Source organism: Methylorubrum aminovorans (assembly GCF_022179725.1).
GTDB classification, from domain to species: domain Bacteria; phylum Pseudomonadota; class Alphaproteobacteria; order Rhizobiales; family Beijerinckiaceae; genus Methylobacterium; species Methylobacterium aminovorans.
Window position 1 is genome coordinate 22,250 of the sequence record NZ_BPRC01000028.1, and the last position, 15,461, is coordinate 37,710.

The following is a 15,461-nucleotide window of genomic DNA, read 5'->3' on the forward strand; positions in this document are numbered from 1 at the left end:
CCGCTGGCCGGATGCGGACGTGGCGAAACCGGTAGACGCACGAGACTTAAAATCTTGCGGCCGCAAGGCTGTGCGGGTTCGAGTCCCGCCGTCCGCACCAAGCTGTTGAAATTGCAAGCACCGTCAGCAAGATATTTGCACGCAGGTGTTGTTCGGCGCCCGCTGCTACAAAGTGGCCGTTCACATGACCTCCCTGAGCCGCGCCGCGAACGGCGATTGGTTCGCCCGCAAAGGCATGCGAAGCCGAACGCCGCACGCGACTCCAAGACCGGCTCATCTCCCGTGGCTACGTGCGGGCGGCCCTTCACGAGGCCGTTCGATGGCAGCGTCATACGCCCGCCTATCCGACCTGACGTGCAATGCCTCGTGGCCTATCCCTACGTCATCGTCCGGGCAGCGTGGCCGTAGCGCCTTTCAGCATCGCCGTTAGCGCCGCACGTTGAGGGTGACGCACCGCGTTCGCCGCGTGGCTACCTCAGCCGGATACCTCACGGGTGCAGGCGGGTTGCCGTTGATGCAAGCCGATGGCGTGGCGTCTGAACATACAGTTCACCATCGGCCTCACGAGCAAGAGGGAGCTACCGCAATGGCAGACATTCGCTCACACGACCCGCTTGGCCGGTCTAATGGCGGACCAGCATCTGGCCGGGGCGGCTCATCGAGTGGCGGCGGCGGGGCAGCGGATCAAGCTCGACAGGCATTGCGTGATGCGACTGATAGAGCGTCCGATGCCTGGGACAGTGCCTCGGAGCATGGCGCACGCTACTACCAGCAGGGAAGCCGAGCCGTAGGCAATGTGGACACCGGCACGATGACCGGCTTCCTCGTCGCGGGCGCCATCGGCTTCGGGCTCGGCTGGTTGGTGTTCGGGCAGCACTCCTACTCAGGCGATTACGTCGCGAGGGGCATGAGCCGCAGTAGCGCGCGCGATTATTAGAAACGGAGCGGCCGGCGATGGGCTAAGCCGAGCATGGCGCACGCTGTCGTCGGCACTCCTAGACTGCCTCGCGCCTGTTTGCCCGTCCTCTCTGTCAGTCTGCCGATGACACTTCTTGGTCGCTCAACGTGATGAAACGAGCCCTATCGTTGCGTTGAGTGACCTTGGTTCGAGCTGCCAGAATAGCCTTGGCTACTGTCGGGGATCGTCTAACGATCCAGGCATCATGGCGAGCATGTTGTTCGCGCGGAGACCCTTTTCGACGTGCTTTCAATTCTGCCCCCCCAGGTGCCAATTGGAGCAGCGTTGTGAGCATTTGCCGAGCATTGGCAATGGCAAAATTTGCGAGGATTGTGTGCAGCAGCGGCACTTACCTTCTGAACACCCGCTTCCCGCTTCTCGGAGACCATGGGAGTGGGTGCTGAGCGTAAGGCTTGGCTGCTAGGCTTGCCCCATTTGCAACCTCTACAGCCTTAACCAACCGCAGGATGAGATATGGCGTTGGTTCGACGTGAGCCATGACAGCGCCGGAAATCTCCCTCCGATGCCCGGCCCGTCGTCAGCCACTACAAAAGCCGCTACAAAGACCTCCGTTCGCGCTCGAAAAACCACCAACGATTTCAATGCGGAATGCTAGTACAGAGGGTCTCACACCGTCCGCACCAGTCTGTTGAAATCGTAAGCACTGCCAGTAAGATCCTGACACGCAAGTATATCTCGGCGCCCACCGCCACGAAGTGGCCGTTCCGATGATCCCCGTGAACAGCGCCGCGAATGGTGATTGGTTCGCCCGCAAAGGCATCCGGAAGGACAGCATAGCTGATTTGCGCCGCCCGCCCGCAATGCTCCGCTTTCACCACCGGGAGAAGCCGCATGGCATTCAGCGTGTTCGCGCTGGTGGTCGGGATGTCTGGCCGGCAAGCTAGAGCATCATCCCGAAAGGTGGCCGCCAGCTTTCGGAAAAAGATGATGCAAAAGCAAATACCTGGAGCCTGGAACAGCTTTCACGGTGGCTTTACGACTTCAGCAAGTCGCGGCGTGCCAGCGAGCACCTGAGCAGTGGGGGGTACCGGCGCCTCACTTCCCGGGCGTGCTGCAACGGCTGAACCTGTCCTCACGCGCCGACCCAGCGCACCTTTTAACGTGGAAATTGCCCTTCCATCCTGTCGCCCAACTTGAGCCTACATCACAAATCACCATCAAATTATCCGTCGACCATCAAACTGGCAGCCCAAAATCCAAGACCTGCCAGTACGATCACGGCAGCAAGCATCAGAGAGTTATTCTTTTGCGGACTTTCGTCAGCCCTCCGCGCCCGCAGAGCCAGCAACAAACCTCCGACGACTAAAAAAAATCCAAACAATACCAAGGAATTTTTCGAAAAATCCAATTTTATACTCCTTCTCTTTGGTCCGAACCGTGTCCGCACAGGTTTTTAACGCGACGACCCATCGATCAGATCGAGCATCCGATGGGCGTCATCAATGGCGAGCGTCGCCATCGTTAAGCGGCTGTCCTCGTCGGTGGTCAGCCCAGCCAGAGCATGAAACCATTTCCATCTGCCTGGATCGAGTGGCCGTGAGCAACAGCAACCCACGGCTCTCCACACCTCAGCAGCGAGCCAGCGCCGGGCAGAGCCTCCATCCTAGCCTCCACGACGGCAACAGATCGCTCCCCCTGAGCCGCGGGAAGCACCGGCGCAAAGTCCATACCTTGACCGAACCATACCGGCTGCTACGTGTTCTCCCTTCGTTCCACCCGGGGAGACACAAAGGGTATGCGCCAAGACGCTCTGCCGAACGCGCCGTTGCCTGCCCCTCGTAGCAGCCCCGTTGAGGACATTGCACGGGCCTACCTCGTGACCGCTCAGGGCGACGCTGAGGCCGCTCTGCACGCCGCCATCGCGGACGCCCTTGCCGACCTCTGCGAAGCCGAACGCCGCACGGTTCGCCAAGACCGACTCATCTCTCATGGCTACGTCAGAGCAGCCCTTCACATGGCCGTTCGGTAGCAGCGTCATGCGCCCCCCCATCCGACCTGATGTTCCCTGCCTCGCGGCCTATCCCTACGTCATTGTGCGCGTGGCCTGTCCGCATTGTCCGAACCGCACGGGCAGCTATCGGCTTGCTCGGTTGGCCGCACGGCTAGGCCCTGAGACGCCGCTGGAGGACGTGCTTCAGCGTATCGCCTTCGACTGCCCCTGGTTCGATGAGCGGCACCCCAGGGCCAAGAGCCAGTACGTTCCGAAGTGCAAGGCCCACTTCCCCGACCTCGAAGCGGCCAGCCCTCCGCCACCGGACGTGCCACCTGGGCTGATGAAGCTCCGCGTGGTCCAGGGAGGAAAGGCGTAGCCGTGTCGAAAGAACCACCGTCCTCAGACCGCCTTCCGCTTGGTCGTCGTCCGACGCCGCCGTCTCCGCTTCGGCTTGCTCAGGCCGCCCGCAGCAGGCTTCAGCATCTCCGTCAGTGCCGCACGTTGCTGGCGACGCACCGCGTTGGCCGCGTGGCCGCCCCACCATCCGAGCGCCCCGTTGACGGACGAAAGCCATAGGCTGAGTGCGGGATTCTTCATGGTGCAACCTCCAGGGGATCAACGGGCCCTGCGGAGATCTGTTCGAGGCAGTGTTAGCTCGGCTTCGGGGCTTGAAACCACTTCCCCGAATCAGCATCGAATGGGGCTGCTCGTTCCACGGTGAAGCCCGCCCGATGAATCACGCCCTGGTTCGTGTTTCCGATGGCGCCGACTGGCAAGTCTATCATGCCATCCGCCGCTCCTCGCTGTGGCAAGAAAGAGGGCTCACCGGCTACGATGATGCCCGCCCCGAAGAGAGGCTTCCGAACCACCACTCGCTGCTCTTAAAGCTGGACGGCGAGGGCATTGGCACGACCCGGCTTGACGACCTCGGAGACCAGACCGGCATCGTGAGGCTGGTCGCTGTCACGGCTCGACAACGCGGCCGGGGGCATGGTCGCGTGCTCAGTGCAATGGTCGAGGACTACGCAAGGAAGCTCGGTCTGCACACGTTGTTCGTGAGCGCAGTTCTCGATGCTGAGGGGTTCTACTCAGCCACAGGATGGGCGCGGGTAGCGAGCGGCGCTCCGCCGCTGCTGGGGCATGCGGACAGCTTCGCACAGATGAGGAAGCGCATCGTCCCTTGAGGGAGAATGGTCCCTCGATGGTCTCCGATGGTTCGTGTGCTCCGCGCTAGGCTTACCCGATGTGCAACCTCTACAGCCTCAACCGCCCCCAGGATGAAATCCGGCGCTGGTTCGATGTGAACCATGACAGCGCCGGCAATCTCCCTCCCCTCCCCGGCATCTTCCCCGACCAGATGGCCCCGGTGGTCCTGGCCGGTAAGCAGGGCCGTGAGCTGACCATGATGCGGTGGGGCATCCCAGGTCCGAAGGCTTACGGGGAGCATCCCGTCACCAACGTCCGCAACGTGAAGAGCCCGCACTGGCGTCCGTGGCTCAAGCCTGAGTTCCGCTGCCTCGTGCCCGTCTCATCGTTCAGCGAGTATGCCGACACGAAGCCGCGCAAGACCCCCGTGTGGTTCGCCTTGGACGATGACCGGCCGCTGTTCGCCTTCGCGGGCATCTGGCGCCCTTGGACGGACGTGAGGGGCACCAAGAAGGAGAACCCTGACCGCGTCGAGGAGGAGCACCGGCTGTTCTCCTTCCTCACGACGGAGGCCAACGGCGTGGTCGGGCCCGTGCATCCGAAGGCAATGCCCGTGCTGCTTACAACGAAGGAGGAGTGCGGAGCGTGGCTTGAGGCGCCCACGGCGGAGGCGCTGAGGCTGCAACGCCCGCTGCCTGACGGATTGATGAAAGAGGTGGCGCGCGGCGAACGGCAGGATGGGTAGGCGCAGAGCTAGGATCGTGGATGGAAATACTGCTCCACATTCAGGATTTGCGACGTATCACGACAGGCTATCTTTATCCGTCCGAGAAGCGCATGATGATTTCACCACCGGAAGAGCGACCCTCAGGCTCCGGTGGCTGAGGGCATGCGATGTCCCCGCCTGGAATGAACAGGCGGAGACAATGGCAGACATCATTCACTTGAGCGACCATCGCGGCGGTTCAACCGCGTACCGCCTCTATGACCTCGGACGCACCGGACGCGAAGGTGTTGGGCGCAGTCTTCGAGCCAAGACCGACGTAGAAGCGAAGGTTCTGGCCCTGACGCTTCTCGACAAGCACCCAATCGAGCTGTGGGACAGCGAGCGCTTCATCGCTCGCTACTGGCCCGGAAATCTTCCGATGGCAATTTCGGTCAGGGCTCTCAATTAGCTCAGCACACCATGTCTTATCGAAATAGTCCAAGCCGAAGGAACCATAGACATGGCTAGCGAGAACAAGCGCGGCAATCGCGAGGCAAAGAAGCCGAAGAAGACGATCGCGAAAGTGATAGCCGCCGCGCCATCTACGAAAGACTCTGTTTCTGCGGCCGTGAAATCATCCCGCCGCTAACCGAAGCGAGACGGTTTTTCAATCCGCACGCAGAGTCGTTTGTCCAGAGGGCATAAGCGTGCGGTCAGGCTGCTCGATACTGGACCCCAGCGATCAAGCTTGTTGTTCCCGTTGAGAGCGGAAAGCTTTCCGCCTCATCCTGTTCGAGCAGCCGCACTCAATCGATAGATCTTCTCTCCACAACGTGCCGACCGTTCGAAATCGACGGATCGCGCCAGAACATGTGGGCTCGATTATTTCGACTGGCACAGCGAGTCTCTCGCCGCCCGGACCAATCTGTCGAGAATGCCGGGATCGCGGGCAATGTACCGACAAGGCATCTTTCGGCCTTTGTCGCGACCAAGGGCCTCGCAGCCCCTCGGGGGAAGCCGGGCCATATCAGCCTCACGGCTCGCTCGAAGGCCGCCGATGAGACCTTGACGGTCACGGGGCGGCCTCCTCGAAGAGCCGGGAGTGCCCCCCGGCTCTCATGGTCTCGATTACCGCGCCGGACGCTCCCGAACGACCCGCTCTTCGCGGCGCTCGATGCGCTCTTCACGGCGGGGGTCAGGATCGACCCCGAGCACACCGCCCACGGTGCCGGTCGCCGCACCGACAGCACCTCCGACAACGCCGCCCACGGGGCCGGCTGCGCGGTTGCCGTCTTCGGCACCACGCTCGGCGCCACGGATCGTCCCTTGAGCCTGGGCCGTCGCGGCGAGTGCGAAGGGCGAGAGGACGAAGACAGAGGCGAGCAATAGCCGCTTCATGGTGATTGGCTCCTGAGTTTGCGCATCGGCCGTACGATGCGCTTCACAGGGCCAACGGCCGAGATGGGCGATGGTGCCGAATCTCAGCCCGCTCTTCGCCCTCGCGACGGAGGGTGAGCGGCCGCTACAGCTTCTTCTTGATGACGTTCTTGGCCCCCGATGCCGTGACCTCGGGATTCGGGGCGCCTTCGCTGCGCGTCCACTCCACGACGTGATCCGCGCCCTGCACCTCCAATCGCGTCGGACCGGCGAGAACGAGGGAGACGCGGTTGTTGGCGCCGGAGGTGCTCAGTTTGCCGGGTGCGCCACCGCCTCCCAGCGTCGCCGTGACGGTGTTCTGCGTCACGGCGACGGTCACGTTCTGGGCCCGGCCGCCTTTCACCTTGTTGTCCATACCGGAGACGGCGAGCCCGGTCCCTTCCTCGAAGCTGACCTTATGGTTCGAGCCGTGCACGGTGATGAGGCCGCACTTGCCGGTCAGCGCAATTTCGTTCTCCGCGCCGTAGACACCCACGTCCTTGCCTTCGCAGTCCACGTCGCGGCTGATCCCGACACCTTCGATGGTGAGTTCATCGGCTTGCGCGATGCCCAGGGAAGCGATCGTGGCCGCGAAGACAAGGGGCAAAAGACGAGGCATCGAGGGATCCTGGGCCGTTATCGGAATGCCGAAGAGAGCAAACCGGCCGAGGCACGTCAAACGGTCGAGCTGAAGGCGCTACTTGGCAGGCTCAAGGCGCCGGCCGTTGGATGACAGCCGACGCGACGCGAACGCGAGGCCGCACGCCCGCTCTCCACAACACTTGGCGGCCCTACGCTCGACGCGAGCGGCCAAGCTATGCCACCGTCGCGCGGTGCCGATCACCAAACTCCAACTCTGCGCGCTGCTCGCCGACGCGCTTCACGTCCCGGAGCGCGAGCGCGTCGCGGCGTTCCTGCGTGACCCGGCGACTCAGCTCATCGACAACCCATTCTCGTCGGCCCGCGCCGCCGCCGCGCGCAACATCTGGGGAGGGCGGAGCTTCGACTTCGGCGTCATGGGCGTCGAGGCCGCGGGTCTGTCCGATCTGGTGAGCGCGCTGGCCGCGCTTCCGGGCGCGGAACCGCTGATCGAGGAAGTCGCCCGGTCCGGCCCGCACACGGCGTCCGTCGTCCTCGGCGCGGATCGCGGCCGGGTGATCGGCGTCGCCCTTTACGGCAAACCCGGCATCCCGCTCCCGCCCTTCACCGCGCGCCGGCCCCGCCGCTGCGTGGCAGCCTCGGCCCAGCTCGACCTGTTCGCCGATCTGCGGTAAGGCGCCTGCCCTACCTGGCTCGCGCCGGGGCGGGGCCGCTCGCATCGATCGGGCGTGTTCCCGAACGCGGCCCGAGGGCCGGTCCGATCGTTCGACCCCATTGCGCGACGCCCACCGCCCGCATCGCCCCGGACCAGCGTCGATGCCGGGCGCCGTGCACGATCACCAGAACAATCCCCATCAGCGTCCCGGCCAGTACGTCCGGCAGGTAGTGCCCGCCCGCGCCGAGCGTGGCGACGAGGATCGCGCCGTTGAGGAGAGCGGCGAGCGGGCCGATCACCGGCACCGGAGCGAGCGCCCAGGCGGTGAGGACCGCGAGGCAGGCATGGAAGGAGGGGAAGGTGACGAGGCCGCGGATCTCCGAGAGCGCGATCGTCGGCAACGTGCCCTCGCGCAGGGCGTGCAGCGCATCGAGATGCCAGAGGGCGCCGACCGTTTCGAGATGCCCCTGCGGGTAGGTCTGCGGCGCGTAGTGGGCGTAGGGGCCGACCGCCGGAAACAGGGCCGAGACGGCGATCGAGGCGAGCAGCGCCAGGCTGAACAGGCGGGCATAGGCCCAGAGACGGGCGACCCGCGACATCGCGCTGAGCGCAATGACGACGAGGCCGACCTGGGGACCGCTCGAATGGTAGGCGAGTGCCAGCCACCATGACAGGTCGGGGTGACCGGCGAGGAAGCCGACCCAGCCCCGCCAATCGAAGCCCAGAGCCGCCTCGACCCGCGCCAGAACCGGATCGGCAAGCGGCGGCGCCAGCGTAGCGCTCAAGTAGTGCAACAGGGCCGCCGCGGTGGTGAAGGCGGCGAGATAGGCGCTCGACAGGGCCATGGCCCGCAGTTTCGGCTCCGGCTTGACGGCGCTGAACAGCAGCGCGAGCCCGAGCAGGACGGCCACCGCGCCGGACACGGCGAGCAGGCCGGTCCAGGCGACGTCGATTCCGGCCAGCACGAGCCAGAGGGCGTCGAGCCCGGCGAGAGCGCCCACGAGCACCCAGTAGCCCGCACCTGGGGCGGCGACGCCCGCACTCGCCCGCCGGAGCCCCGTGCCGGCCGCTAGCCCGGCAGGTCGGCCCGCCGGCGGGTCGGCCATCCTTGAGCCGGCCCCGCGTTCCTCGTCGAGCAGCATCCGTCCGTCGCTCCGTGCGCGCGACCCGACGGCCGCCCCGGACGGGAAGACGCGGCAGTGCCCGCTTTGGTTCGGAATGTGCGCCCTTTCAGGCGGATGGCGCGGCGGTGTGGGCGCGGTCCGTGCCCGCGACCGGCCGGTTCGCGTTCGCGGCCGGCATGAACGTCTCGACCCGGTTGCGGCCCTCGTTCTTGGCCGCATAGAGCGCGAAATCGGCGGCCCGCAGCAGATCGGAGACCTCGATGCCGAAGTCCCGCATCCGCCCCCGCGCGGCGGTGACGCCGACGCTCACGGTCACCGGCATCCCCGCGGACAGACCCGGATGGCGCAGGGCGAGATCGGCGATGGCCGCGCGGACGGCTTCGCCCGCCATCCGGGCCGTGGCCGGCTCGGCGCCCGGCAGCAGGGCCGCGAATTCCTCGCCGCCGTAACGGGCCGCGAGACCGCCATGGGCCTCGACGGCGGCCTGAAACGCCGCCGACACCGCCACAAGGCAGCGATCCCCCTCGGCATGCCCGGCGGTGTCGTTCAGGAGCTTGAAGTGATCGATATCGATGAAGATCAGGCCCAGCCACGCATCCTGCTCGCCCGCGAGACCCCAGGCCGCCTCCAGCCGCTCGGTGAAGTGGCGGCGGTTCGACAGAGCCGTCAGCGCGTCGGTCTCCGAGAGCACGGTGAGCCGCGCGTTGGCGCGGGCGAGCGCCTCGGCCTGAAGCTTCACCCGCAGGCCGATCAGGAAGGTGTTCCGGGCCGCCCATTCCCGCGAGTAGCAGAGTTTCAGCGGCACCAGGATCAGCCCTGAGACCAACAGGGGCAGGCCGCTGCGCTCCGCATTGCACAGCCCGAGCCCCAGAACGAGGCCGGCATAGAGGACGAACGCGCTGCCGCAGAACCACAGGCAGTGCCGGAACGGCAGCGGCGCGATCAGCCCCACGACCAGCGGCACGATGGTGGCGATGATGATGTAGACGTCGGTGTGCGGAGCCGGCGCGAGGCGGGCGCTGTTGAGGACGACGACGATATCGACGAGCGCCGTGGCCATGACGGCGCCGGTGATCCGCACCATCGTCGGTCGTCCCCGCAGGGACGCGATCGCCCCCAGCGCAACCGGGCAGAAGACGCCGAGCGTCATCACCAGCGGCACGACGAACCCCTCCGAACCGAACACTTCGCGGTCCATCACGAGGGAGAGAACGTTGAAAAGCGTGAAAACGGCGAGCCAGGACTGGACGTAGAAGCCGTCCTGCCGAGCCGTCTCGGCGCGGTACTGCGCTTCGAGCGCATCCGGCAGTTTGAGCCGGTACCAGGGACGGCTCAGGCCGGCTTCAATCGGCTGTAGCATCGATGCGCCAAGTCAAGCCTCTACTACTTAAGCGCTACCGTAAGAGGCCACCGTCGCTCAATACCGAATGTCAATCGGCGTGGGTGGAAACACGTGTCTCACCGGCGCAACGTCATCCGTTCGAGCGCGTCGAGACCGGGTCACCGGCCGCACCGTAGCCACGCTTGGCCGCGGCGCGGTTGACGATGCCGAATCGCAGGACCGCTTCCTCCAGGTAGTCGATCGCCCGGATGAGACCGCGGCGCGCCCGGTCCCGCTCGTCCTCCTCGGCGTCTCCGGGAGTCTCGGCCAACGTCACGGATGCGATCAGCACGCGGTCGCGCTCGTCCTCGATCCGCCGGTCGCGCTCGACATGGCCGCGCACGTCGGTATCGAAGGCAGCGATCACCGCCCAGGGCAGGTCGTCCTTCCGGCCTCCCGCCGGATACGCGGCCGCCAGCCGCCGGGCCTCCGCGGCCGCCCCGCGCATCAGATCTGCCAAGCTCACCGCCACGCTGCCTCTCTCCTCGCCGCCGACGGGCACGCGCCCGCCCCGTCCCCTGCCAACGCCGGCCGCGCCCCTCACGTTCGAACCGCGGGGCAACGGGACCGGGACGGTCCATCATGCCCGATCCGGCCAGCTCGAACGGGGGGCTCGGGCGGCGGAAGTCCAGAGGATCAGGGCGTCGGCTATATCGGTGCCATGATCCTGCGCGAAACCTCGCCAAAACGCCCTTGATTGCGCCTTATTGCATTCACACTCGCCGACAATCTCCCGGTGCCCCACCTCAAGGGGCGCAGAGATCAGTATCGGCATTGGTGATGATTGATTTCGAGAACCTGCCCTCTTGGGCTTCTCGCCGCCTGAACCGGCACATCGCGCGCGGCGGCACCGGGCTAGTCGTGCGATGGATCGCCCTTCCGGCCGGACGCGGCGCCAGGAACGGGGAGGCAGACCAAGTCTCGCCAGCCTCCGGATGGGAGGGCGGCGCATCGGACACCAGCCCTCAACGCTCGCGCCCGCCGAGCGGCTTGGGGGCATCGCCGTCCGGTGGGCGCGGGCGACCGGCGGACGAGCCGACCGGCGCCGCCGAGGATAGGGCCGACGCACGGCTCCGACAGGGGTGGCCGATGCAATTGTCCCCCGAACGCGGGGCAAACGCGGCTCTCGATTGAGAGTGCCTCACGAAACGCCCGATCCCGGCGGTTCTCGCTCTGGGCAGGAAAGCGCAGCGGGCGTTTTGCGAGCGACACGCATGCGGCTCCTGCCTGCAGCGAGCCAAGCGGCACCGGCATGATGAGAGAACATGCCGCCGGCCACGAAAAGGGCATAAGCCGTGCTTTAGGTTGCCGGCACACGCTCTCTCCTGCCGAAGCTCGGAACGGGGGAACGGGCGCATCGTCGGACACGTGAAGAGACAGACACGTGAGCCTCCTCGGCAGAGCAATCGGCCGGCGCGTTCGCAAGGAAGCGACGCCAACCCATGGTGTTTCGATGAGACGAACGGGATTTCTCGGCCTCAGCATCATCGTCCTCGCCGCCGCCGGCTGGCACGATACCGGCCCCGCTCATGCCGGAGAGAGCGTGAGCGGGCGAGCGCGGGTCCTGAGCGGTGACACGCTGGTGGTGGGCGGACGCGTGGTCGGCCTCTACGGCGTGGCGGCGCCGGGCCTCAAGCAGACCTGCCTGAACGCCAGGGGCCAGAACTATGCCTGCGGCACCCATGCCGCCAAGGCGCTCGCCGCGCACCTGAAGGATGCGACGATCACCTGCCAGATCCGCGAGACCGACAGCTACGGCCGCGCGCTCTCCGTCTGCCACCGCGACAAGGAGGATCTGAGCGCCTGGATGGCCGAGAAGGGCTTCGCCATGGCCGAGCGCGGCGGAAAGGCCGTCTATGTCGGCGCGGAGACCGTCGCGTGGGGCAAGCGCCTCGGCCTCTGGGCGGGCTCCTTCGAGGATCCGACCGGGCGGCCGCGGACGAGCTACTCCAAGGCCAGCACGGTGGCCGACGCTCAGCCCGAGACGCACTGAACGCATCCGATATCCCGGCCGCGGCAGAGGCCGTCTGCGATTAGCGAGGTCCTCGTATCCTGCCCTGTAGGGGTGCGTCTCCGCACGGGACCGGCCGATGCAGTGCCGCGGCGCCGCTTGCGGCCGGCTCGGTCCGGTGCCACCTAGGTCGCTTAGGCGCGCGACCGAAACGCAGCATCAGATGCGTGGAGGGAACGTCAGCCCGATGCCGATTGTCGGAGACCCTCCTTCGCGTCGGACCGTGCCGGCCTGGGCCCCTCGGAACCGGTGGCCCGCGCCAGGGAGTGATTGAGAAGCCATGCGTCGCCCGATCGCCGTCTCCACCCTCCTGCTCGCCGGCCTCCTGGCGGCCGCCCCTGCCGTCGCCCAGGATGGGACCGACACCCGGATCACCCCGACCGGCCGCGCCGTCACGGCGACGGGGCAGACCAAGCCGCCGGCGCCGGGCATCCCCCAGGGACAGGCCGCCTCGACCTCCCAGGAACAGATGCTCAAGGCCCAGCGCGCGGCGCAGGCGCGCGACAAGGCCTGGGACGCGAAGATGAACAAGACCATGGGCTCGATCTGCAAGGGCTGCTGACGAGCGCCGACGACCGGCGCGACCGACCGCCTCCCTCCCCCCTTTCGCGACTCCCCCTATCGACAGCGTGGTGTCCATCGCCTCGCTGTCCGCCCGGCGCAGAACCGCACATCGCTGCTCGAAGCGACGCTCTCTGCGTCTCGCCGGCGGGCAGGAGCATACGATTTCGCCGCCCGCCCCGCTTGCACGGCGCACGCGTCCGTAGTATCGGGCACGCCTTCGCGACAGTCCTTGGGATGTTCGCATCCCTTCGTACGCGGTGACCGCGCCGGCGTTCCCACGCCGATAGCGCGGTCTCTCACATGAGCCGGGGACATCAGATCCCCATCAGGCGTCGTCCGCCGGGCAATACCGTCCGTGTGCGGAAACCCGCCTGAAACAAGGAAAGGTCACTCCCGTGATCCAGATGCAGACGAATCTGGACGTCGCCGACAATTCGGGTGCGCGCCGCGTGATGTGCATCAAGGTGCTCGGCGGGTCGAAGCGCAAATACGCCGGCGTCGGCGACATCATCGTCGTCTCCGTCAAGGAGGCGATCCCGCGCGGCCGCGTGAAGAAGGGCGACGTCATGAAGGCGGTCGTCGTGCGCACGGCCAAGGACGTGAAGCGCGCCGACGGTTCGGTGATCCGCTTCGACAAGAACGCCGCCGTTCTGATCAACAATCAGAAGGAGCCGGTCGGCACCCGTATCTTCGGGCCGGTGCCGCGCGAGCTGCGCGCGCGCAACCACATGAAGATCATCTCGCTCGCTCCTGAGGTGCTGTGATGGCCGCCAAGATCAAGAAGGGCGACACGGTCGTCGTCCTCACCGGCCGCGACGCGGGTCGCTCCGGCGAGGTCATCCAGGTCATGCCGAAGGACGGCAAGGCCTTCGTGCGCGGCGTCAATCTGGTCAAGAAGCACCAGAAGCAGACGCAGAACGCCGAGGGCGGGATCATCTCCAAGGAGGCTGCGATCCAGCTCTCCAACCTCGCGTTCCAGGACGTGAACGGCAAGCCGACCCGCGTGGGTTTCCGCATCCTCGAAGACGGACGCAAGGTCCGGTTCGCCAAGACCACGGGGGATCAGATCGATGGCTGAGGCCGACAAGAACGCCTACGTCCCGCGTCTGCGCAAGCACTACGACGAGGTCGTCCGGCAGAAGCTGATCGAGCAGTTCGGGTACAAGAACCCGATGCAGGTCCCGCAGATCGAGAAGATCGTCATCAACATGGGCGTCGGCGAGTCCACCGCGGATTCGAAGAAGGCCACCGTTGCGGCGGGCGACCTCGCGCTCATCGCCGGCCAGAAGCCGGTCATCACCCGCGCCCGCAAGGCGATCGCGACCTTCAAGGTCCGCGAGGGCATGCCGATCGGCTGCAAGGTGACGCTGCGCAAGGCCCGCATGTACGAGTTCATGGATCGCCTGATCACGATCGCGCTACCGCGCGTCCGTGACTTCCGCGGCTTGAACCCGCGCTCCTTCGACGGCCGCGGCAACTACGCCATGGGCCTCAAGGAGCACCTCGTGTTCCCGGAGATCTCCTACGACAAGGCGGAGCAGACCTGGGGCATGGACATCGTCGTCCAGACGAGCGCCACCACGGACGAAGAGGCCAAGGCTCTCCTCGCCCATTTCAAATTCCCGTTCCGGCAGTAAGCAGCGGCAACGTCGCTTAAACGCGGACACTGGAGACAGACATGGCTAAGAAAAGCTCAGTCGAGAAGAACAACCACCGCAAGGATCTGGTGAAGCGCTTCGCCGAGAAGCGTAAGGCCCTCCTTGCCATCGCCAACGATGAGTCCCGCGAGATGGAGGAGCGCTTCGAGGCGCGCCTGAAGCTCGCGGAACTGCCGCGCAACTCGTCGGCCACCCGCATCCGCAACCGCTGCGAGATGACCGGCCGTCCGCGGGCCTACTACCGTAAGCTCGGCATCTCGCGCGTCGCTCTGCGCGAGCTCGGCAACCGGGGTCTCATCCCCGGCCTCGTGAAGTCCAGCTGGTAAGGGGAGGCATCCATGGTGAACGATCCCGTGGGTGATATGCTCACCCGCATCCGCAACGGCCAGAGCCGTCGCCGCAACGTCGTCCAGACCCCCGGTTCGCGCCTGCGTGCCTCGGTCCTCGACGTTCTGAAGTCCGAGGGTTACATCCGCGACTACGCCGTGGCGGATCTCGGCAACGGCCGCACCGAGTTCCAGATCGAACTCAAGTACTACGATGGTCGCCCGGTGATCCGGGAGATCAAGCGCGTGTCGAAGCCCGGCCGCCGCGTCTACTCGTCGGTTGGCGAGCTGCCGCGCGTCGCCGACGGTCTCGGCGTTACCATCATCTCGACCCCGCAGGGCGTCATGGCCGATCACGAGGCGCGCGAGCGCAACGTCGGCGGTGAAGTGCTCTGCAAGGTGTTCTGATCCGGAGGACAGCGACATGTCTCGCGTAGGCAAGAAGCCCGTCCCCGTCCCGTCCGGCGTCACCGCCACGGTCACGGGTCAGACGGTGAAGATGAAGGGCTCGAAGGGCGAACTCCAGTTCGTCGTCCCGCCCCAGGTCATCGTGGAGTTCAAGGACGGCGCCGTCTCGGTGCAGCCCAAGGACCAGTCGAAGCAGGCTCGCTCCCTGTGGGGCACCTCGCGCGCCCAGGTGGCGAACCTCGTCGAGGGCGTCTCCAAGGGCTTCGAGAAGAAGCTCGAGATCACCGGCGTCGGCTACCGTGCCGCCATGGCCGGCAAGGCGCTCAAGCTCTCGCTCGGCTACAGCCACGACATCGAGTACGAGATCCCGGCCGGCATCACCATCGTGACGCCCAAGCCCACGGAGATCGTGGTGTCGGGCATCGACCGGCAGCGCGTCGGTCAGGTTGCGGCGGAGATTCGCGAGTATCGCGGCCCCGAGCCCTATAAGGGCAAGGGCGTCAAGTACGCTGGCGAATTCATCTTCCGCAAGGAAGGCAAGAAGAAGTAAGGGG

Annotated in this window: 21 protein-coding genes and 1 tRNA gene; 16 read left to right on the forward strand and 6 right to left on the reverse strand. The window is 66.0% G+C overall.

What is annotated here, in order from left to right:
* Window positions 1–13 precede the first annotated feature (13 nt).
* From MFF24_RS23525 to MFF24_RS23540, 3 genes are all read left to right on the forward strand, one after another.
* Window positions 14–100, forward strand: a tRNA-Leu gene (locus tag MFF24_RS23525).
* A gap of 711 nt (window positions 101–811) precedes the next feature.
* Window positions 812–937: a hypothetical protein gene (locus MFF24_RS28905; RefSeq protein WP_283214545.1), complete on the forward strand. Its 126-nt coding sequence runs from the start codon at window positions 812–814 to the stop codon at window positions 935–937.
* Window positions 938–2,955: 2,018 nt separating this feature from the next.
* Complete coding sequence (locus MFF24_RS23540) at window positions 2,956–3,288, forward strand: hypothetical protein (protein WP_238228412.1); 333 nt, start codon at window positions 2,956–2,958, stop codon at window positions 3,286–3,288.
* Window positions 3,289–3,311: 23 nt separating this feature from the next.
* On the opposite strand, the gene MFF24_RS23545 is transcribed toward MFF24_RS23540, so the two are convergent.
* On the reverse strand, window positions 3,312–3,509 hold the full coding sequence (locus MFF24_RS23545) for a hypothetical protein (RefSeq protein WP_238228414.1): 198 nt from the start codon (window positions 3,507–3,509) through the stop codon (window positions 3,312–3,314).
* 134 nt (window positions 3,510–3,643) lie between these two features.
* Between MFF24_RS23545 and MFF24_RS23550 the strand changes: the two genes are divergently transcribed.
* The 4 genes from MFF24_RS23550 (at window position 3,644) to MFF24_RS28910 (ending at window position 5,413) form a co-directional block, all read left to right on the forward strand.
* Window positions 3,644–4,096 (forward strand): GNAT family N-acetyltransferase, encoded by a 453-nt coding sequence (locus MFF24_RS23550; protein ID WP_238228424.1) that lies wholly within the window; start codon window positions 3,644–3,646, stop codon window positions 4,094–4,096.
* A 59-nt stretch (window positions 4,097–4,155) separates the two neighbouring features.
* A complete protein-coding gene (locus MFF24_RS23555) occupies window positions 4,156–4,803 on the forward strand; it encodes an SOS response-associated peptidase (protein ID WP_238228431.1) in 648 nt (215 codons plus the stop codon).
* A gap of 181 nt (window positions 4,804–4,984) precedes the next feature.
* Window positions 4,985–5,233 (forward strand): hypothetical protein, encoded by a 249-nt coding sequence (locus MFF24_RS23560; protein ID WP_108940112.1) that lies wholly within the window; start codon window positions 4,985–4,987, stop codon window positions 5,231–5,233.
* A 51-nt stretch (window positions 5,234–5,284) separates the two neighbouring features.
* On the forward strand, window positions 5,285–5,413 hold the full coding sequence (locus tag MFF24_RS28910; RefSeq protein ID WP_283214546.1) for a hypothetical protein: 129 nt from the start codon (window positions 5,285–5,287) through the stop codon (window positions 5,411–5,413).
* Between the two features lie 479 nt (window positions 5,414–5,892).
* Here the strand turns inward: MFF24_RS28910 and MFF24_RS23565 are convergent, their stop codons facing one another.
* Window positions 5,893–6,162 (reverse strand): hypothetical protein, encoded by a 270-nt coding sequence (locus MFF24_RS23565; RefSeq protein ID WP_133089366.1) that lies wholly within the window; start codon window positions 6,160–6,162, stop codon window positions 5,893–5,895.
* A 124-nt stretch (window positions 6,163–6,286) separates the two neighbouring features.
* On the reverse strand, window positions 6,287–6,799 hold the full coding sequence (locus MFF24_RS23570) for a DUF3060 domain-containing protein (RefSeq protein WP_238228433.1): 513 nt from the start codon (window positions 6,797–6,799) through the stop codon (window positions 6,287–6,289).
* A gap of 214 nt (window positions 6,800–7,013) precedes the next feature.
* Between MFF24_RS23570 and MFF24_RS23575 the strand changes: the two genes are divergently transcribed.
* On the forward strand, window positions 7,014–7,454 hold the full coding sequence (locus MFF24_RS23575; RefSeq protein ID WP_238228435.1) for a hypothetical protein: 441 nt from the start codon (window positions 7,014–7,016) through the stop codon (window positions 7,452–7,454).
* Between the two features lie 10 nt (window positions 7,455–7,464).
* Here the strand turns inward: MFF24_RS23575 and MFF24_RS23580 are convergent, their stop codons facing one another.
* The 3 genes from MFF24_RS23580 to MFF24_RS23590 form a co-directional block, all read right to left on the reverse strand.
* Window positions 7,465–8,577 (reverse strand): phosphatase PAP2 family protein, encoded by a 1,113-nt coding sequence (locus MFF24_RS23580; protein ID WP_238228437.1) that lies wholly within the window; start codon window positions 8,575–8,577, stop codon window positions 7,465–7,467.
* 88 nt (window positions 8,578–8,665) lie between these two features.
* Complete coding sequence (locus tag MFF24_RS23585; RefSeq protein WP_238228448.1) at window positions 8,666–9,919, reverse strand: GGDEF domain-containing protein; 1,254 nt, start codon at window positions 9,917–9,919, stop codon at window positions 8,666–8,668.
* A gap of 112 nt (window positions 9,920–10,031) precedes the next feature.
* Window positions 10,032–10,412, reverse strand: coding sequence for a hypothetical protein (locus MFF24_RS23590; protein WP_238228457.1), 381 nt, complete (start codon window positions 10,410–10,412; stop codon window positions 10,032–10,034).
* A 981-nt stretch (window positions 10,413–11,393) separates the two neighbouring features.
* Here MFF24_RS23590 and MFF24_RS23595 point away from each other — a divergent pair.
* From MFF24_RS23595 to rplF, 8 genes are all read left to right on the forward strand, one after another.
* Window positions 11,394–11,933: a thermonuclease family protein gene (locus tag MFF24_RS23595; protein WP_238228459.1), complete on the forward strand. Its 540-nt coding sequence runs from the start codon at window positions 11,394–11,396 to the stop codon at window positions 11,931–11,933.
* A gap of 298 nt (window positions 11,934–12,231) precedes the next feature.
* On the forward strand, window positions 12,232–12,513 hold the full coding sequence (locus MFF24_RS23600; RefSeq protein ID WP_238228461.1) for a hypothetical protein: 282 nt from the start codon (window positions 12,232–12,234) through the stop codon (window positions 12,511–12,513).
* Between the two features lie 397 nt (window positions 12,514–12,910).
* Window positions 12,911–13,279, forward strand: coding sequence for a 50S ribosomal protein L14 (gene rplN / locus MFF24_RS23605; protein WP_012253654.1), 369 nt, complete (start codon window positions 12,911–12,913; stop codon window positions 13,277–13,279).
* Window positions 13,279–13,593: a 50S ribosomal protein L24 gene (gene rplX, locus MFF24_RS23610; protein WP_017485523.1), complete on the forward strand. Its 315-nt coding sequence runs from the start codon at window positions 13,279–13,281 to the stop codon at window positions 13,591–13,593. The genes rplN and rplX overlap by 1 nt, the downstream gene beginning before the upstream one ends.
* Entirely contained in the window at window positions 13,586–14,152 is a 567-nt protein-coding gene (gene rplE, locus MFF24_RS23615; RefSeq protein ID WP_012454049.1) for a 50S ribosomal protein L5, read from the forward strand. The genes rplX and rplE overlap by 8 nt, the downstream gene beginning before the upstream one ends.
* A gap of 41 nt (window positions 14,153–14,193) precedes the next feature.
* The gene (gene rpsN, locus MFF24_RS23620; RefSeq protein ID WP_003597141.1) at window positions 14,194–14,499 is read left to right on the forward strand and encodes a 30S ribosomal protein S14; all 306 of its coding nucleotides are present in this window, start codon (window positions 14,194–14,196) and stop codon (window positions 14,497–14,499) included.
* A 12-nt stretch (window positions 14,500–14,511) separates the two neighbouring features.
* A complete protein-coding gene (gene rpsH / locus MFF24_RS23625) occupies window positions 14,512–14,907 on the forward strand; it encodes a 30S ribosomal protein S8 (protein ID WP_108940104.1) in 396 nt (131 codons plus the stop codon).
* Window positions 14,908–14,923: 16 nt separating this feature from the next.
* Window positions 14,924–15,457, forward strand: a complete 534-nt coding sequence (gene rplF, locus MFF24_RS23630) for a 50S ribosomal protein L6 (RefSeq protein WP_012454046.1) — start codon at window positions 14,924–14,926, stop codon at window positions 15,455–15,457.
* The last annotated feature ends 4 nt before the right edge of the window (window positions 15,458–15,461 follow it).